Here is an 18,493-nt window from a genome sequence, read left to right on the forward strand (position 1 = left end):
CTAACTATTGCAGGGACTGATCGGATGAAACGTCCATCATCTATCAATAAATCCTATAGATAGATTTTTGCTATTCGCTAAGAATCTTTATATAATGATAGGAGGTTATCCTGCCTCTTTTAGCATGGTCAGGATGAATAAAATAACAAGGAGTGGCAGACGATGCGAAAGAAAGTATTTTTATTAGTGGCGGTTTTCGCCTTATTTCTAACGGCATGCGGGAGTTCTTCTAAGGAAACAACCCATGTTAAGTTAGGGGTAGTGGGCGATAAGAACGACCAATGGGAATATATCCAAAAAGAATTGAAGGACAAGGAAAATATCGATTTAGAATTGGTGAAATTTACCGATTATCGGGGCCCTATTGTGGCTTTGGAAGACGGTTCGATTGACCTGCACGCAGCCTTGACGGAAATTTTTATGGAAGAGGTCAATAAAGAAGGGGGCTACAGCAATACCACGATTGCTTATACGACCCTAAATCCCATGGGCGTCTTCTCAGAAAAAATTGATTCCCTTGATGACTTGCGAGATGGGGCAGTCGTTGCCTTGCCAAATGATGTGTCCAATGAAAGTCGGGCCCTCTTGCTCTTGCAGACAGCGGGTTTAATTAAGTTGGATCCGGATAAGGGACTCCTCCCTTCCATCAGTGACATTACCGAAAATCCTAAAAATCTAAACTTTAAATCTATGGCAGCCAATCAAACGGCTCGCTCGCTGGGGGATGCGGACATTGCGCTAATCAATAACGATATGGCCTCGGATGCGGGCTTCGTGCCAACCCAAGACAGCATCTACTTAGAACCTGTGGCCGAATCTTCTAAGCCCTACTACAATGTGATTGCAGCCCGCCAAAATGAGAAGGATAAGGACGTCTACCAAACCATCGTGAAATATTATCAAACAGATGAGGTGGCCAAGATCATCGACGAGATGACTAACGGCTCCAGCATTCCAGTATGGGACAAGGATCAATAGCCCCATCTGATCTATTAAACTTCGCTTAAGAAAGCTCTGAAAAGGCTTTTTAAAGCGGAGTTTTGTGCTAAAATATAGGCAGAAAAAATTAGATGGGACGGTAAAATCAGATGTGGAAAAAATTAGTGACTAGCTTAGGCCTCTTCAGTCTGACCTTCTTCTTATTTGCTTGTGGGCGCTCCGACCAGTCATTGACCTTCTCTGGTGACCAGGCCAAGGCCTCCTCACAAACGATCAGTCAGCAAAGATCCAGTAAGCAGGCGGCTGACCAAGAAGAGTCAGCAACCAGTGCTGAAGAGGGGGAAGCAGGCTCAGACCAGAGCTCAGCAGAAGATAAGTTGCAAGCAGCTAGTGCTGAGGACAAGCCGGCAGCGACCAGCCAGGACCAAGCCCTAGCTTCGAATACAGAATCAAACTTGGATTCGTCCAAGGACCTCTTGCCCAAGGTCTCAAGCCTGATCCACCAAGCCTCAGGGAATATCTATAACAATGAAGACTATTACTTCATGCCTAGCCTCTTAGAGGATGGGACTTTCCAAGTAGAAGTTCGCCGGCAGGCTCCTGAGAACATGCAGCAGTCTAACCTGGTAACTATCTACCGTTACCAACCCGATACAGGCCAGTTATTGCAACAAGATATTTTAAATAACACTTGGAATGATGTTACCCCATAAGTGTGTTAAAATATAACTTGCACACGGAGTCCTGCACTTCTTCGATAGGTGCAGGATTTTTTATATGATTAATGAAAAGGGAGGCAAGCTGATGTTTGCAAAGTTCCAGCAGAAGTATTTGCCAGTCATTCAACGCAGCGTACAAGATGCTTATGTAGGAGGAAGTGCTGCAGAAATGTCCTACTATACCTTACTCGCCTTAATCCCTTTGCTCATCTTACTAGCAAATGTGATTCCAATTATTCCCATGGATACTGGCCAGGTGATCCAACTGATTACGGATTTCCTGCCTGACCAAGTGGCGCCTTTTATTATTCCGGTCCTCAAGCAATACCTGGGCAATGTAAATATGGGGGTAATTTCTCTGTCCTCGATCGCCATTATTTGGTCGGGATCGACAGGTTTTACGAGTTTGCAGCGGGTACTTAAACGGGTTTATGGGATCGACCACAAAAATAATATGATCTTTACCCGACTGATTTCCTTCTTTCTGGCTTTTGCCTTGGTCTTAGTGGTGGCTGTCTTTAGTCTCCTCTATATGTTTGGCGAAGCCTTCTTCCAACTCCTGGAGGCCCATATCAGCCTGCCTGAGCAATTAGTCCAGATCATTAGCGGCTTGCTCTCGGTCCAGGATCTCTGGTTGGTGCTGGCCCTCTTCTTATTTAATAGCTACCTCTACCAAGTGGTCCCTATGCCCGGCTGGCATATTAAGTATTCGCTGATTGGGGCCTCGGTATCGACTTTGATGATGTATTTGATCAGTACTTTATTTAGCTATTATGTGGATTATTTTGTCGGCCAATCTTTGACCTCCTCGACCATTGGCGTCTTTGTGGTTTTGATGATCTATATCTACCTCTTCTGTATATCGATTGTATCAGGGGCTCTGATCAATATTCTCTACTACCGCTTTGACCACCTCTCTGATTATTTAAGAGAGCAGCCAGCCTATATTAATCGCCGGTCAAGCACTTGGGAGGCAGCTGAAGAGGAAGAGATCGCTTATGGCAACCTCAAACGAATGGACGCGCCGATTCGTTTCGAAGATAATTATTTTAGTGAAGTTGGTGATGAATAATGGATATGAAACGAAGCAAGTACCAGCGAGTCAAAAATCTGACCCAGACCCGCTATGATTTTCCTTTGCTTTTAACTCTTTTGGCCCTCATGGTTTATTCCATGATTACGGTCTTTTCGACGACCTACCTCCAATATGAGGAGGCCTCCCTCCTACCGACCCTGATGCATGGGGCTTGGTTCTTGGTCGGTTTGGTCTTGGTTTATCTGATGATGCAATTAGACCGGAAAACCCTCTTTCGTTTAGCGCCCCTGGCTTATTTTTTTGGCCTCTTCCTCCTGATCTTGGTCTTGATCTTCTATGACCGCGGCCTGGCCCAGGCGAGTGGGGCCAGGTCCTGGTTCTCGATTGGGGGATTGACCTTCCAGCCCTCCGAATTGATGAAACTCTTCTACATTATAATGATGGGGCGCTTGGTGGATGATTATACCCGGGATTGTAACCGGATCGGCTATGATGAGATGGCGGTCCGCGACCAGGTAGGCTTAGACTGGCGCTTTCTTTTAAAACTCTTCGCTTGGTCTCTGCCGCCTATGCTCCTAGTGGTCTTGCAGAATGACTTCGGGACCATGCTCGTCTTTATGATGATTTTAGTCGGCATTATTTTTGTATCCGGGATTTCCTGGCATATTATCTTGCCAACCTTCCTGGTCATTACGCTTCTCTTCTTGATCTTACTCTTTTTAGTGGTTTACGATAGGGACCTGCTCTTGAATTTAGGCTTCCAGGATTACCAATTCTCCCGGATTGATTCCTGGCTCGCGCCCTTTGAGAATACGGCTTCTGAATCCTACCAGCTCAGTCAGTCGATCAAGGCTGTTGGATCAGGGAAGATGTTCGGTAAGGGCCTAGGTAATTTTGAAGTCTATGTACCGGTACGAGAATCTGATATGATCTTTTCTTCTATTGCTGAGAACTTTGGCTTTATCGGTAGTTCACTCTTGATCCTGCTCTACTTTATCTTGATCTATTGCATGATCTCTGCTGCCTTTAAGACAAATGATAGCTTCTATGTGGCCATGGTAGCAGGGATTGTCACCCTCTTCGCCTTCCACATTATCGAAAATATCGGGATGACGATAGGGCTCTTACCGCTGACAGGGATTCCCTTGCCCTTCATATCCCAAGGGGGCTCGGCCCTGATTACCAATATGATGTGTGTGGGCCTGGTTGCCTCGATTCGCTACAATGAACGTCAAACAGAAAAAGACCACCAGCAGAATCTTGTCATTCGGCTGGCACGCAAATTAACAAAGGAGGCCAATCTTGAACGCTTTAGATTTATACGGACTGAAGAAGTGTAGTACCTGCCAAAAAGTCAGCAAGCAATTAGAAGCAGCTGGCTACGATATTAATTGGATCGATATCCGCCAGACGCCACCCCAAGCCGAACTCATCCGAGCGGCGGTCGACCAAGTCTGGCCCGATGTCAAAAAACTCTTTAACAGCTCAGGCCAAGCCTACCGCCAGTCGGGGCTTAAGGATAAAATACCTGATATGTCTAAGGAAGATATCGTGACGACCCTGGCCGAAGATGGCATGTTAATCAAGCGCCCCTTCTTAAGTGATGGGGACCATGTTTCAGTGGGTAGCCGTGAGCAAGCTCTTGCTCAATGGTTGGACCAGTAAATAAAATAATAGAACCAGGAAAGAAAAACCTCCCAGTCAAGTTTGATGTGTGAACTGACTGGGAGGCTTTTTGCTGTTATTTGTCTAGTCTTGACAGAGCTGCTGGCGGGCTGTTTGAGCTTCTTCTATGATTTGGTCGATAATTTCTTGAACGGGGCGGATATCATGGATGGCGCCGGCACTTTCCCCAGCCATGGGACTGCCTTGGTCGAAGCTGTCGTCATTGAGCGTCTTTTGATAGGACTGCTTGAGAGCAGCTTGGATCTTGGCGGGGTCTTGACCCTTGAGTTCCGCCGCTAGGATATCTTCTAGGAAGGGCGTTTTGAGGCTACGGACAGCTTGTCCCCAGCTTTGCCCCGTGACAATCGTGCCCTGGTCGTCAGCCGCTAGAATAGCAGCCTTATAAGCATCTGGTATGGGACATTCTTCAGAGGCTAGGAAGCGAGTTCCCATTTGGATGCCGCATGCACCCAGGGCCTGGGCCGCAAGAAGGCTGGCCCCAGTCGCAAAGCCTCCTGCAGCAATGAGGGGGACTTGGGTCACTTGGCGGACCGCTTGAAGTAAGGGCAGAGTCGAGCTCTGTCCGATATGACCACCGGCTTCTCGGCCTTCAACAATGAGGGCATCGACGCCCAGCTTACCCATTTTTTGAGCGTGCTTAACCGAGGCAATGACGGGAACAAGCCGGGTTCCTGAAGCGCGCAAGTCTTCCGCAAAGGCCTTGGGCGTCCCTGCTCCTGTTGTGACGACCGCAATATCCTCTTGGTAGAGGATGGGGAGGAGGTCCGAAATATTATCCTGCTGGAGCATGAGATTGACACCGAAGGGCCGGTCGGTCTGCTGGCGGATTTCATCCAAGGAAGTTTTTAGCTCATCTGCCGATAGACCGTAACTGGATAAGATACCGAGGCCACCCGCTTGGCTCACGGCTGCCACTAATTGAGACTTGGAAATGCGGGCCATAGCCCCTTGAATAATCGGATAATTGACACCTATTTCTTGAAAAAATGTCATGCAATCACCTTCCTAATATAAAGATTCAAAGAGAGCTGCAGCCCCCATGCCCCCTCCGATGCACATGGAGACGAGGCCGTAGCGGGACTCAGACTGTCTCGCCATTTCGTTTAACAATTTACAGCTGAGGACGGCTCCTGTTGCGCCATTGGCATGCCCCAGGGCGATAGCCCCGCCATTGGGGTTGACCTTATCGATATCTAAATCGAGGGCCTTGATCACAGCCAGGGCTTGGGCTGCAAAGGCTTCGTTGAGTTCGATGAGGTCGACTTGGTCCATGCTAATCTCTTGGCGGTTGAGTAATTTTTGGATGGCTGGGACGGGTCCGATGCCCATGACAGCGGGGTCGACGCCAGCTACCTGGTAGCCCTTAAAGATAGCTAGGGGCTTGAGCTGGAGCTGGTCTAACATTGATTTGGAAACAAGGGCTAAAAAGCTGGCCCCATCGGAAATCTGGGAGGAGGAAGCAGCGGTAACGGTCCCTCCTCGTTTGAAAATCGGCTTGAGTCGGCTGACCTGGTCCAGATTGGTATCGGGACGGATGCCATCGTCAGCCTGGACAAGCTGAGTCTGATGGGCCTGGGCTGTGTGGGCTTTGACGGGAATAATTTCATCGTCAAACTTGCCAGCAGCCTGGGCACGGTGGGCCTTGTGGTGGCTGTCAACGGAAAATTGGTCTTGGGCCTCGCGACTAATCTGATAGTCCTCTGCAACACGTTCAGCTGTCAAGCCCATCCAATCGCTCAGATGGCAGTCTTGACTTTCTAGGGCATAGTTATTGTGGGCTTCTAGACTCGCGTAGGGGGTGGTGGATTGGAATTCTAGGCCACCCGCGATAATCAAGTCCGCCTGGCCGGCCTGGATCGCTTGGCTAGCATGGGCGATGGCCTGCAGAGAAGAGGCGCAGAAGCGGTTAATGGTTTCGGCGGGGACTTCAAAGGGGAGGCCCGCGCGTAGGCCAAGCTTACGGGCAATGTTTCCCCCTTGGCGGTTTTCTGGCATGGAGCAGCCAACGATCAGGTCATCGATCAGCTGGAGATCGAAGTGGGGACCTAATTTCTGGATCAGGCCCTGGAGCACTTGGGCAGCAATGTCCTCTGCCGGATCAAAGGCAAATTGACCAGTGGGCTTGCCTTTGACCACAGCTGACCGGGCAAAGGCGACAATATAAGCTTCAGACATAGTTTCCTCCTTCTAATTACGCAAGATGGTCTTGTGCTTGACAAAATGTTGGATACGGTCCTGGGTCTTTTGGCTAGTTAACAGCTGGGTAAAGACGGTCTTTTCGACTTCTAATAAGTCCTCGCGGGAGACTTGGATCTCCATGGCGAGCTCTCCACCAGCTAAGACCTGACCAATAGCATCGGCTAGGGACTTGTCATGGTCGCTAATAAAGAGACCTTGCCGCCAATTCTGGGTGGTCCCCATGACCAGGGCCATGAATTCCTTGCCCAAAACAGGATAAGATTGTGGAAATTGAGGGCGGAAGCTCTGGTAGCGGCCCTGGTAAGTGAGCCAGTCGATAGCGGCTTCGAGGAGGTAGTCTTCGTTGGGCACAACGACATCTTCCTTGGTGAGATAGCCTAGCTCTCGGGCTTCTTTAGCGTGAGCCGAAATCTTCCCATAGGCGACTGTTTCGAAACAAGCGAGCAGGCGGTTCTTGCGCTCCATCCGGGTCATATCTGCTGTATAAATGCGTTCCGCTAGCTCGACCAGGCCCCCTGCTCCAGGAATGAGGCCTAAGTTGGCTTCAGGCAGGCCCATCTTAACTTGGGGGCTGACAAAAATCCGGCTGGAGTGGAGGGCAAGTTCGGCTCCCCCACCCAGGCAGTAGCCCCGGCAGGCCACAGCGATCGGCTTCTGACTATATTTCATCCGCTGTATAATGCGATGGCCGAGATCAAAAGAAATCTGGCAATCTTCAACGACGCGGTCCTGGGCAATGCTGGCTTCAAAGGCCTTGACATCATAGCCTCGAGAAAAATGCTCCTGGGGACTGTAAATAACCAGACCAATAGCCGGTGAGTCTTCCAGGCGGTCCAGGGCTTGGTCCAAGCCCTTTAACAAATCTAAATTAATGACGCTGTTCTTGGCTTCAAGGCTAAAGACCAAAGTCTGATTGGGCCCCTGGTAGAGCCTATAATCCGCCCCCAGGTCGAGGATCAGGTCTTTGTCATAAGCTGCCAAGGACTGGTGGCGGGCCAGGCAGTGACTATCGGGATAGAAGGGGCCTTGGAAGTTTTCCAGCCAGTCAGGTAGCGTGTCCTGGCGCTTGGCTAGAAGGTCCTTCACCCGGTCAAAGCCGATCAAGTCCCAGATCTGGAAGGGGCCGTATGTCCATTGGTAGCCCCAAACCATAGCCCGGTCAATATCCCGGTAGTCCTGGCAGGCGATACCTACATTTTGAGCGGCAAAGGCGAGCAGGTTGACCAGGCTCTGGGCCATAAATTGGCCATAGGGATCTTCAACATCTAGGATAGCTTGGAAACGGTCCCTAGTGTCTAGCTGGTCTAAGTCATCCATAATGTCAAAGCGGGGGAAGCTGGTGGCTTCGTAGGCTTGCATTTGGAAGTTATAGTGGTAACGTTTGCCCTGGTCTTTTTTGTAGTAGCCTTGGCCGACCTTATCCCCATAGTAGCCGGCTTCTAGGAGAGGGCGATGGGCTGAGCGGGGAGGGAAGAAGTCCTGGCAGGTCGGATCCTCCTGGTAGTTGGCCAGGGCCTGTTCGAAAAGGTCCAAGCCTGTATAGTCGACCAGCCGGTAGGGGCCCATCTTGGTCCGGCCCAGGTACTTACCGGACAGGGCATCGGTCTGACTAGGCAGCCAGTCTTCAGTTTCTGCCCGGTACATGATGTCATAGTTGCTGTAGAAGGCGATCCGATTGGCGACAAAGCCTGTGACATCCTGGGCGATAATATATTTTTTGCCCACCCGGTCACTGAGCCATTGGCAGAGCTTCTGTAGCTTGTCTTTGGGAAAGTCGGAGTGGGGAACGATTTCCACCAGGGGATTGCTGGTCACCGGGGCGAAGAAATGGAGGCCGAGAAAGCGCTCTTGGACACTGGCGTCTAAGTCTGCCGAAAGGGCCTGGATGGACAGGCTGGAAGTATTGCTGGCTAAGATCACTTCAGGACCGATAAACTGGCTCAGGTCTGCCAATAAGGCTTTCTTTGCTCCTAGGTCTTCAATAATGGATTCGATCACTAGGCCGCTATCCTGTCCTTCTTGGCGGTAGTCTTGATAGCTAATGACGCTGAGAGCTCCATTGTCTTCCTTATGGTGGATTAATTTTTGGCAGGTGGTCTGGATCTGGGCCATGTCCTCCTCGCTCGCCTTGCCATACTTGACCAGACAGACTGCGAGGCCGGCATTGGCGAAGGAGGCAGCAATTTGCTTGCCCATAAAGCCGCTACCGATAATGGTAATTTTATTCTTCATTTTCTTTACTCCTTATCCAAGATTTGAGGGAGGCTTTTTTAACTTTACCCCCGATCGATTCGTCTAAGTGGGGCTTAAAATAAATGCGTTTGGGGCATTCAAAGCCAGCCAGCTGGTCGTGGCAAAAACCAATCAAGCGCTTCTCATCGGCTGGGCTGAGTGTGTCGGAAGCGACCACGGCCGTGACAGCTTCACCCCAATAAGAATCAGGCATTCCCACCACGGCGGCTTGTTTGATCTCAGGATGGCGGAGGAGGATAGTTTCTACACGAGCAGAGGAGACGTTCTCGCCGCCCGTCTTAATCACATCCTTCTTCCGGTCGACCATGATGGCTCGGTCAGCTGCTTCTAGCTTTAGCAGGTCACCGGAACAGAACCAGTCATCCTGGATAGCTTCTTCTGTAGCTTTGGGATTGCGATAGTAACCCGAAAAGGCTGCTGGAGACCGGTAGGCGACCTCGCCAGTCGTCGCTTGGTCTGGGCTGACCAGTTTTTGTTGGAGCCGGGCATCGGCCGTCCCAATCACATTCTCGCCTGGATGGTCGGCTAAGAGGGCTTCATTGCCTGCATGGTAGAGCCTAAAGCCGGCAAGAACTTCGGTCTGGGAGAAAGAATTGATGACTTGGACCTGGGGCGAGCAGTGGGCTTGGATCTTTTGATAAAGTTCAGTCTCTAAGTGAGAATAGGCGTAGAGCAGACAGCTAAGGCTCGTCAGGTCTAGGTCTTCTTGGTCAGCTGCCGCAAAGACTGCTTCCATGATATCAATCCGCCCCGTCCAGAGCGCCGTGGCCTGGCTCTGGGCCAGGACTTGGGCCATTTCTTGAGCGTGTTGCCGGCGTCCAAAAATTAAAGTGCCGCCATAGAGCATGGCGGAAATAGCCAGGGTGAGGTCGGCACAGTGGTAGATGAGGGGGAGGAAGGAGGCCACGCGGTAGTGGTGGATTTGGTCCACGCCTCGGCTCATGTGCATGCCGTAGATAGAGGCCGCATGGTAGCTGTAATGGTGGCTAATCATGACGCCCTTGGGCCAGGAGGTCGTTCCTGAAGTAAAGAGGATCTCCCAAATGTCATCGCCATGGAGGGGGTAGCGGTCCGGTTGCTGGCTGGGCTGGTCGGCTAAATAAGCGTTAAAGTCCTGGTAGGAAGCGGCGACTTGTCCACCGATTGGGATGGCGAGCTTAACTTGGAAGCTGCAGTCCGCTAGTAGCTTATCGAATTTATGGATAAATTCGGCATCGATGACGAGGACAGAGGGCTGGGTCAGGTCAATCACATAGGCCATGACATCCTCTGAGAAGTTGGGATTAGCGGGTACCGAGACCATGCCGGCTTTGGCCGTTCCAAACTTAGCAATCAGGGCCTCCGTCGAATTTTCACAGATAAAGAGAATACGACTGGCTCGTTTAAGGCCGAGCTGGTCGAGCCCCTGGGCAAATTGGTTAGCCTTGCGATTATAAGTCCCATAGTTCAACGCTCGGTGGTCGGGTAGACTATAGGCGCCCGGTCCAGCGACGAGGGCGGTGTCATCGGGACGGTTATGGCCGAGATTTTCTAAGAGGTCGCCAACAAGTGTCCGATTGAAGGGGCTATCGTTACGGCGGTTATATAGAGATTCAACATCAATAGGCATTACGCTTTTCCTTTCTATCAATCACTACTAGTCATTATAACTAAAAAATGGCGAAGTTAAAACGCTTTCCGCTGCGCGAATCGATCCCTTAAGGCTAGAATTAATTTAGAATGGTTCGAGTCAATGACGAGTCAGACAGTCTTCTGGTTCACATATTTGAAAAGTATTATCAAATAGACTAGAATAAGAAGAGACTAACGATTGTTTTATAAGGAGGGCATTATGTCGACATTAGAAATTAAAGACTTACATGTTTCAGTAGAAGAGAATGAAATTTTAAAAGGGGTTAACTTAACCATCAACACGGGGGAAGTCCATGCCATCATGGGGCCTAACGGGACAGGAAAATCTACCCTATCTGCAGCCATCATGGGCCACCCAGCCTTTGAAGTCACTTCAGGTGAAATCTTATTAGATGGCGAGAATATCCTGGAAATGGAAACCGACGAACGGGCCCTAGCTGGTTTATTCTTAGCTATGCAGTATCCTTCTGAAATTCCAGGGATTACTAATGCGGAATTTATGCGTGCAGCCATCAATGCCAGACGACCAGAAGACGATAAAATTTCCGTCATGGACTTTATCAAAAAGCTCGATGAGAAGATGGAAGTCTTAGAAATGCCTGAAGAAATGGCAGAACGTTACCTCAATGAAGGCTTCTCAGGAGGGGAAAAGAAACGCAATGAAATCCTACAGATGCTGATGATTGAACCGACCTTTGCTATCTTAGATGAGATTGATTCTGGATTAGATATTGATGCCTTACAGGTTGTTGCCAATGGGGTGAACTCCATGCGTGGTGATAAGTTTGGCTCTCTCATCATTACCCACTACCAACGTCTTTTAGACTATATCGTGCCTGACTATGTCCACGTGATGATGGACGGCCGGGTAGTCAAATCTGGTGATGCTGAGCTGGCTAAAAAACTAGAAGCGGAAGGCTACAAGGGCCTTGCACAAGAGCTTAACATCGAATTGGATGAAGACTAGCTGATAAGGGAGGATTCTATGTCAGAACAAATGAGCCAGAAAGACTGGCAAGCCATACAAGCCTTCTCCCAAGCTAAAAAGGAACCTGCATTTTTACTTGCCTTGAGAGAGAAAGCTTTTCAAAATATTGATCACTTAGACTTACCTGATACCCCTAAGATGGATGTCAAACGCTGGCCTCTTTATGGAGCCAAGATCCAGGGGGAAGGGACCACAGACTTTGAATTGGATGAGCGCTACCAACACCATGGCCAAGAAGCCCTCATGAACCAATTCGGCGACCAGACCCTGAGCTTGGACTTGAGCCAGAACTTGAAGGACCAAGGGGTTATCTTGATGGATATCTTCGAAGCCATGCAAGCCTATCCAGACTTCTTCAAGGACTATTATATGACCAAGGCCGCTAAACCAGGCGACAACAAGATTACCGCTTACCATACGGCCTATATGAATAGTGGGGTCTTCCTCTATGTTCCTGAAAATGTGCAGGTTGAAGAACCGATTGTGGTTAACGCCTTCCAAGATGCCAGCCAAGACTTGGCTTATAACCACCATGTCTTGATTGTGGCAGAAGCCCATGCCAAGTTCAGCTTTGTGGAACGCTTCCAAACGCATGGCGACCAAGCCAATTCGGCTAATATCTTGACCGAAATCATTGCGGCTGACCATGCGGAAGTCCACTATGCTGCCTTGGACGAACTCGGCGAAAATACGACGGGCTTTATCACACGCCGCGGTCACTGTGGCCCTGAAGCGCGGATTGATTGGGCCGTCGGTATGCTTAACGATGGTAATGTGGTCGCTGACTACAATGCTGAATTGATCGGAGATGGCTCGGTCAGCTATGTGAATGTGGTCGGCATCTCGGATGGCAAGCAAACGCAAGGGGTCAACTCCCGAGTTTCTAACTATGGCCGCCATAGCGTCGGTCATATCTACCAAAAAGGGGTCATCCTCGACCGCTCACGCTTGGCCTTTAATGGGATTGGCCACATCTACCGCGGGGCAGTCGGCGCTGACGCCCAACAAGAAGAACGGATCCTGATGTTCTCTGACCGGGCGCGGGGCGATGTCAACCCTATCTTATTGATCGACGAAAATGATGTGACGGCAGGCCACGCCGCTTCCATGGGCCGGGTCGACCAGGAAGAACTCTACTATCTGATGAGCCGGGGGATTTCCGGCAAAGAAGCCCAACGCTTAGTAATTCGTGGCTTCTTAGGTAGTGTGATTGTAGCGATTCCTTTACAAGAAATGCGTGAAGAATTAATTGAAATTATAGATAAGAAGTTGATGGCTATTGACAATGACTAATATTTATCAGGATTTCCCCATTCTCAATCAACGAGTGAATGATGAAGACCTGGTCTACTTGGATAATGCAGCAACCACTCAGAAACCTCAGGCAGTGATTGATGCCCTAGAAGCTTATTATCTCCACGACAATGCCAATATCCACCGCGGGGTCCATACCCTAGCCAACCGGGCAACCGAGGCCTATGAAAGGACTCGCGACAAGGTGCAGGCCTTTATCAATGCCGCTCAAAGAGAAGAAATTATCTTCACCAAGGGCACGACTCAGGGACTCAACTGGATTGCCCGCAGCTTTGCGGACAAGGTGCTTGAAGCGGGCGATGAAATTTTAATCTCGCCTATTGAGCACCATTCCAACCTTATCCCTTGGCAAGAGGCGGCTAAGCGTAACCAGGCTAAGTTGCGCTATCTGGAGATGAACCAGGAGGGGGTCTGGACAGCCGAAGATCTGAAGGAAGCGATAAGCGACCGGACCAAGATCCTGGCTATCTCCCATGTCTCCAATGTGCTCGGGTCTGCCCAAGATATCCAAGCCCTGGCTCAAGTAATCCATGATAACCAGGGCTATATCGTAGTGGACGGGGCCCAGGGAGCGGCCCACTTACCCGTTGATGTCCAGGCCCTGGACTGCGACTTCTATTGCTTCAGTGCCCACAAAGTCTACGGACCGACCGGGGTTGGCGTCCTCTATGGCAAGCGCGAGCTTCTCGAAGACATGGAACCCTTGGAATACGGGGGCGAGATGATTACCCTGGTTCAACGCGAGTCAAGTACCTGGGCAGAGCTCCCTTACAAATTCGAAGGCGGAACGCAAAATATAGCCGGTGTGGTTGCCTTTTCGGCGGCTCTCGATTGGATTGAGAGCGTCGGTGGGATGGCGGCCATTGCTGACCACGAAAAAGAACTCACCCGCTATGCTATGGCCGCCCTAGCTGATTATGAGGCGGTGGCTATATACGGCTCTGCTGATCCGGACCACCACCATGGCGTGATTAGCTTCAACCTGGCAGGGGTCCACCCCCATGATCTGGCAACTGGTCTTGACCAACTGGGCGTTGCTGTCCGGGCCGGCCACCACTGCGCCCAGGTATTGATGCGGGAACTCTGTCAAGGGGCAACTGCCCGGGCGAGTTTCGCTTACTATAACACGAAAGCTGATGTTGACCGCTTAGTCAGCGCCTTAAAAGAAGTGGAGGAATTTTTCACCGATGGCTTTATCTAAAATGGAAAATCTATACCGCGCCGTCATCGTGGACCACTACCAAAACCCCCACCACCATGGGGCTTTGGATCAGGCCACTCAGACCATTGAAATGCTCAATCCAACTTGCGGTGACGTCATCTTCCTAGACTTGAAGATCGAAGATGACAAGATCACTGACCTCGCCTTCCATGGCCAAGGTTGTGCTATCTCTACGGCAAGTACTAGTATGATGACGGACTTAATTAAGGGCAAGACTGTGGAAGAAGCCCTTAGCTTAGCTCAGAATTTTAATGAAATGATTACCTTGCCTGAATTGGATGAGGACACTGACTACCATGACCAACTCGGCGAAGCTTCCCTCCTATCTGGAGTCCGCAAGTTTCCGGCCCGGGTCAAGTGTGCCACTTTAGGTTGGCAGGCCCTCCAAGAAGGTATTCATAGTGACGAAGAAACAGTTGAAGAAGATGTAGAAGAGGGGGAAGACGAATAAATGAGTGAACTTCCAGTAATTGATGATTATAAATATGGTTTTCACGACGATGTGGATTCCAAAGTTGAAATTGGGATTGATACCGGCCTAACCGAGGAAGTCATCCGTGAAATATCCGCCCAAAAAGAAGAACCTGAGTGGATGTTAGACTTCCGACTCAAAAGCCTTAAACGCTTTCAAAACAGTCACATTCCGGACTGGAACCCAGATATCTCCGACTTAAACTTAAATGACATTACCCTGTATAAGAAGAAGTCAGATACGAACTCCAGAACCTGGGATGATGTCCCTGAAAAGATTAAAGAAACCTTTGAACGGATTGGTATTCCTCAAGCTGAACGGGATAGCCTAGCCGGGGTCGTGGCCCAGTATGAATCTGAAGCCGTTTACCACAACACCAAGGCGATTTATGAAGACCAAGGGGTTATTTTCACCGATACCGATACGGCCTTGAAAGAATATCCTGAACTCTTCAAAAAATATTTCGCCACTTTAGTGCCCCCATCGGATAACTTCCAAGCGGCGCTCAACTCCAGTGTCTGGTCAGGGGGGACCTTTATCTATGTGCCTAAGGGCGTTAAGGTTGACATCCCACTCCAAACTTACTTCCGGATGAACGACGAAAGTATGGGGCAGTTCGAACGGACCTTAATTATTGTTGACGAAGGGGCCTCTGTGGAATACATCGAAGGTTGTACCGCCCCAACTTATTCGGCCAACAGCCTGCACGCCGCTATTGTTGAGATTTTCGTTGAAGAAGGCGGTTACTGCCGCTATTCCACCATCCAAAACTGGTCGGACAATGTTTACAACCTGGTTACCAAACGGTCCAAGGTTGGTAAAAATGCGACCATGGAATGGGTAGACGGCAACCTTGGCGCCAAGCTTACCCAAAAATACCCATCTTGCTACTTGGATGGCGAAGGAGCCCGGGGAACCATGTTGTCTGTCGCCTTTGCGAATTCAGGCCAGCACCAACATACTGGGGCCAAGATGATCCACAATGCCCCTCATACCTCATCTTCCATTATCTCCAAGTCGATCGCCAAGGGGTCAGGAATCACCGACTACCTAGGGGATGTTAAATTTGGTAAAAATTCTAAGGGTTCTAAGTCCCACATTGAATGCGATACTATCCTGATCGACAAGGACTCCAAGTCAGATACTATTCCGATGAATGAGATCCATAACTCCCAAGTTGACCTGGAACACGAGGCCAAGGTCTCCAAAATTTCAGAAGAACAGCTCTACTATCTCATGAGCCGGGGCCTTACCGAAGCCCAAGCGACTGAGATGATCATCATGGGCTTTGTAGAACCCTTCTCCAAGGAACTTCCATTGGAATATGCGGTTGAATTGAACCGGCTGATTTCCTATGAAATGGAAGGGTCTGTCGGCTAGAACTTGATAGGATGCTGATGGACAGGCCTTTCTTAGCTCTGTCCTCGCTAATCTCTTCAAATCTTGCCCCTTAGATTGTCCCAAGAAAAAATCTGTGCGGCAATTTTTATAAAATAGCTAGAGATGTCCAGTGTTGTCGTGGTGGTCCATCCATCAGACGACCCTGGACTTTTTTTATTTAGCTGGGAATTTATAGGGTGCCTGTAAATACAAAAAAGCACACTTTTCTGGTGTGCTGGAACTGGAGATTTAGTCTTTGGATAGCTGAGGGGAAGTTGAACTTTTTATTCACACTTGGCTCTAGATAATTTTCGTCATTTAATACCAATCACTTTAATGATTGGAACTGCTTACTTATCCTTTAAGCGAATAAATACATCCTGATGTTGTTTAATTTGCTTTTTTATTAATTTTACTTGTCTCTCTTGAATTTTTTTCGTTTTTTACTTCAGACATTCTTCTGCCTCCTTAAGCTTCGCTCTGTAATTTCTTAGCATAGGCAGTCAGTTTAATAGCGTTATCTAAAGACATTTTCCCGATTGGAGTCACTTTATTGGCGTAGTTGGACAGCGTATTCTGACTAATGCCTAGCTCTTTAGACATACGGTACCTGCTTTCAGTAGTGATGAGCTCATAAAGTTGTTCTTTGGATAGAATATCCATTGCCTATCGTCTCCTTTTGCTACAATAAAGAGAAAGAAAATAAATTTTCTCATTTGCTGCAGAATGATTGCTACTACTCCTACTTATATTAACATAGTCAATCTAAAGGAAGCTAGTAATGAAAAGCTATAAGCTATATTGAATGTTTGTTGTTTATTAAAAAATACCCACTTCCAATCATATAAGGAAGTGGGTTTGTATTTATTCGCTCAATTTCCAGATAGCTTTATCCTTCGTGCTGAACATCGGCTGCCATTCTAGTTCGATATCTTGGCCATCTACACCATAGTAAACGGAACTGTCTACAGTTCGTCCAGCTGATACAGACCCAAAACCAATGTCTCCATCTATGCCTCCTAGAGGGTAGGTATTCGCTTTTTTACCATCAACATAGAGTTGGGTATCGATACCAAATGCGTAATCCTCGTCCTGACCATTTTCAAGAGTATAATTAATTTTGATGACGCGTTCAGGATTAGATTCTGCAAATTGATTTCGTTCATCTGTAAATTCAACACTATTAACAGTGAATTTAATATTATCAATTTCTGCGCTATCACCAACTGCTAATGATTTTTTCCCCTCTTTAACTGATTGATTTTGAGAGGTCTGATTGTCTCCTGAATCTGCAATATCTAAATTATTTTCTCCATTGCTAAAAATAGCCCCAAGAATAATAAGAACAATAATGACTATTATACCTATACCAATCCATTTAAGACAGCCACCGCGTTTCACTTCATTTCCATTTTCATCGTAATATTTTTTTGCCATAAAATACTCCTTTAACTTAACTTTTCTTTATATCTCGCAACATCTCAAGAACCCCAAAAATCACTCCTTATCGAATAGCAACCGTCTCCTTTACTGCTAAATATAGATTCAGCTAATCATTGTTCATATAGAAAAAATTAATACTTTCTACATAAGCAAAATTATACGGAATAACTGTTGATATGTAAAGAAATCTTGTAAAAATAGAGGCAAACTCAGTTTTAAAATATTGGAGTAAAGGTTTAAGCAAAAGCAAGAAGCTAAAGATATATCAATTCTTGTATATTTATTGCTCAATCACTATCTTATTATTTTCTCATTCTACCTAGCAAGCTTGCGACTATGCTCAGCTTTTATAGGAAGACACTTGAAATCCCTGCCAACATTTATATTTCAATTGCCTAAAACTTTTTAACTGGGATATGGCTTGTTAGGTCTTGGCAGGGTGTGGTAGAATGAGGATATAAAATTAGAAAATGATTATAAGGGGGAGATCAGGTGAAATTTTTCCTAGATACAGCCAATGTGGATGAAATTAAACGCATCGCTGCTTTGGGCTTGGTGGATGGGGTAACAACTAATCCCAGCATCATCGCGCGTGAGGGACGGCCTTTTGAGGAAGTGATTAAGGAAATTTGTTCCGTTGTCGATGGGCCTGTTAGCGCGGAAGTGGTGAGTTTAGATACAGAAGGTATGGTCAAAGAGGCACGTGAATTGGCTAAGTGGGCAGATAATGTAGTCGTTAAAATCCCCATGACCGAAGCTGGCCTGGCTGCCGTCCACCAATTGGCAGGAGAAGGCATCAAGACCAATGTAACCCTGGTCTTTACCCTCAGCCAAGCGGTCATGGCTGCCAAGGCTGGAGCTAGCTATGTGAGTCCTTTTGTCGGTCGTTTAGAAGATATAGGGACAGACGCTTATGCCCTGATTTCTGATATTCGAGACATGCTGGACTTCTATGGCTATGATACGGAAATTATTGCCGCCAGCATCCGGACCCTGCCTCACTTTGAAGAAGTCGTTCGACGCGGCGCTCACATCGCTACCATCCCAGGCAAATTATTCCCTAAATTATGGAAACATCCCCTAACCGACTCCGGAATCGAAGGCTTCCTCAAAGACTGGGAAAACTTCTCTAATAAATAAGGGTGAGAGGGCTGGCGGTTAACTTTCGTTCACTGAAGCAAGTCACCAGAGCAGTCTGTAAGACTGCGGC

Annotated in this window: 17 protein-coding genes; 11 read left to right on the forward strand and 6 right to left on the reverse strand. The window is 48.2% G+C overall.

Annotation, left to right across the window (positions count from 1 at the left end):
- Window positions 1-162 precede the first annotated feature (162 nt).
- The 5 genes from HMPREF3090_RS09270 (at window position 163) to HMPREF3090_RS09290 (ending at window position 4,359) form a co-directional block, all read left to right on the forward strand.
- Window positions 163-978: a MetQ/NlpA family ABC transporter substrate-binding protein gene (locus HMPREF3090_RS09270; protein ID WP_067971636.1), complete on the forward strand. Its 816-nt coding sequence runs from the start codon at window positions 163-165 to the stop codon at window positions 976-978.
- A gap of 110 nt (window positions 979-1,088) precedes the next feature.
- Window positions 1,089-1,652: a hypothetical protein gene (locus HMPREF3090_RS09275; RefSeq protein WP_067971634.1), complete on the forward strand. Its 564-nt coding sequence runs from the start codon at window positions 1,089-1,091 to the stop codon at window positions 1,650-1,652.
- Between the two features lie 91 nt (window positions 1,653-1,743).
- Window positions 1,744-2,730 carry a YihY/virulence factor BrkB family protein gene (locus tag HMPREF3090_RS09280; protein WP_070486562.1) on the forward strand — a complete coding sequence of 329 codons (987 nt, stop codon included), beginning with the start codon at window positions 1,744-1,746 and terminating at the stop codon, window positions 2,728-2,730.
- Complete coding sequence (locus HMPREF3090_RS09285; RefSeq protein WP_306345458.1) at window positions 2,730-4,034, forward strand: FtsW/RodA/SpoVE family cell cycle protein; 1,305 nt, start codon at window positions 2,730-2,732, stop codon at window positions 4,032-4,034. The genes HMPREF3090_RS09280 and HMPREF3090_RS09285 overlap by 1 nt, the downstream gene beginning before the upstream one ends.
- The gene (locus HMPREF3090_RS09290; RefSeq protein WP_070486539.1) at window positions 3,997-4,359 is read left to right on the forward strand and encodes an ArsC/Spx/MgsR family protein; all 363 of its coding nucleotides are present in this window, start codon (window positions 3,997-3,999) and stop codon (window positions 4,357-4,359) included. Before HMPREF3090_RS09285 ends, HMPREF3090_RS09290 begins: the two co-directional genes overlap by 38 nt.
- 84 nt (window positions 4,360-4,443) lie before the next feature.
- Here HMPREF3090_RS09290 and HMPREF3090_RS09295 read toward each other — a convergent pair whose 3' ends face one another.
- Genes HMPREF3090_RS09295 through HMPREF3090_RS09310 form a run of 4 tightly spaced genes read right to left on the reverse strand, consistent with a single transcriptional unit; the run spans window position 4,444 to window position 10,441 of the window.
- Entirely contained in the window at window positions 4,444-5,373 is a 930-nt protein-coding gene (locus tag HMPREF3090_RS09295; RefSeq protein ID WP_067971628.1) for an NAD(P)H-dependent flavin oxidoreductase, read from the reverse strand.
- A gap of 12 nt (window positions 5,374-5,385) precedes the next feature.
- Window positions 5,386-6,555 (reverse strand): thiolase family protein, encoded by a 1,170-nt coding sequence (locus HMPREF3090_RS09300; protein WP_067971625.1) that lies wholly within the window; start codon window positions 6,553-6,555, stop codon window positions 5,386-5,388.
- 12 nt (window positions 6,556-6,567) lie between these two features.
- Window positions 6,568-8,811 carry a 3-hydroxyacyl-CoA dehydrogenase/enoyl-CoA hydratase family protein gene (locus HMPREF3090_RS09305; protein WP_067971622.1) on the reverse strand — a complete coding sequence of 748 codons (2,244 nt, stop codon included), beginning with the start codon at window positions 8,809-8,811 and terminating at the stop codon, window positions 6,568-6,570.
- Window positions 8,801-10,441: a class I adenylate-forming enzyme family protein gene (locus HMPREF3090_RS09310; RefSeq protein WP_067971620.1), complete on the reverse strand. Its 1,641-nt coding sequence runs from the start codon at window positions 10,439-10,441 to the stop codon at window positions 8,801-8,803. The genes HMPREF3090_RS09305 and HMPREF3090_RS09310 overlap by 11 nt, the downstream gene beginning before the upstream one ends.
- Window positions 10,442-10,663: 222 nt before the next feature.
- Here HMPREF3090_RS09310 and sufC point away from each other — a divergent pair, with 222 nt between their 5' ends.
- Genes sufC through sufB form a run of 5 tightly spaced genes read left to right on the forward strand, consistent with a single transcriptional unit; the run spans window position 10,664 to window position 15,840 of the window.
- Window positions 10,664-11,431: a Fe-S cluster assembly ATPase SufC gene (gene sufC / locus HMPREF3090_RS09315; protein ID WP_067971615.1), complete on the forward strand. Its 768-nt coding sequence runs from the start codon at window positions 10,664-10,666 to the stop codon at window positions 11,429-11,431.
- Between the two features lie 18 nt (window positions 11,432-11,449).
- Window positions 11,450-12,745: a Fe-S cluster assembly protein SufD gene (gene sufD, locus HMPREF3090_RS09320; RefSeq protein ID WP_067971608.1), complete on the forward strand. Its 1,296-nt coding sequence runs from the start codon at window positions 11,450-11,452 to the stop codon at window positions 12,743-12,745.
- The gene (locus HMPREF3090_RS09325; protein WP_067971605.1) at window positions 12,738-13,967 is read left to right on the forward strand and encodes an aminotransferase class V-fold PLP-dependent enzyme; all 1,230 of its coding nucleotides are present in this window, start codon (window positions 12,738-12,740) and stop codon (window positions 13,965-13,967) included. The genes sufD and HMPREF3090_RS09325 overlap by 8 nt, the downstream gene beginning before the upstream one ends.
- The gene (gene sufU / locus HMPREF3090_RS09330; protein WP_067971603.1) at window positions 13,954-14,439 is read left to right on the forward strand and encodes a Fe-S cluster assembly sulfur transfer protein SufU; all 486 of its coding nucleotides are present in this window, start codon (window positions 13,954-13,956) and stop codon (window positions 14,437-14,439) included. The genes HMPREF3090_RS09325 and sufU overlap by 14 nt, the downstream gene beginning before the upstream one ends.
- Complete coding sequence (gene sufB / locus HMPREF3090_RS09335; protein WP_067971600.1) at window positions 14,440-15,840, forward strand: Fe-S cluster assembly protein SufB; 1,401 nt, start codon at window positions 14,440-14,442, stop codon at window positions 15,838-15,840.
- A gap of 468 nt (window positions 15,841-16,308) precedes the next feature.
- Here the strand turns inward: sufB and HMPREF3090_RS09340 are convergent, their stop codons facing one another.
- Both HMPREF3090_RS09340 and HMPREF3090_RS09345 read right to left on the reverse strand, forming a co-directional pair.
- Window positions 16,309-16,503 (reverse strand): hypothetical protein, encoded by a 195-nt coding sequence (locus HMPREF3090_RS09340; RefSeq protein WP_067971598.1) that lies wholly within the window; start codon window positions 16,501-16,503, stop codon window positions 16,309-16,311.
- Window positions 16,504-16,704: 201 nt separating this feature from the next.
- Window positions 16,705-17,277, reverse strand: coding sequence for a DUF4352 domain-containing protein (locus HMPREF3090_RS09345; RefSeq protein ID WP_067971596.1), 573 nt, complete (start codon window positions 17,275-17,277; stop codon window positions 16,705-16,707).
- A gap of 498 nt (window positions 17,278-17,775) precedes the next feature.
- Between HMPREF3090_RS09345 and fsa the strand changes: the two genes are divergently transcribed.
- On the forward strand, window positions 17,776-18,423 hold the full coding sequence (gene fsa / locus HMPREF3090_RS09350; RefSeq protein ID WP_067971595.1) for a fructose-6-phosphate aldolase: 648 nt from the start codon (window positions 17,776-17,778) through the stop codon (window positions 18,421-18,423).
- Window positions 18,424-18,493 lie beyond the last annotated feature (70 nt).

The organism is Aerococcus sp. HMSC23C02, from assembly GCF_001806805.1.
Taxonomy (GTDB): Bacteria; Bacillota; Bacilli; order Lactobacillales; family Aerococcaceae; genus Aerococcus; species Aerococcus sanguinicola.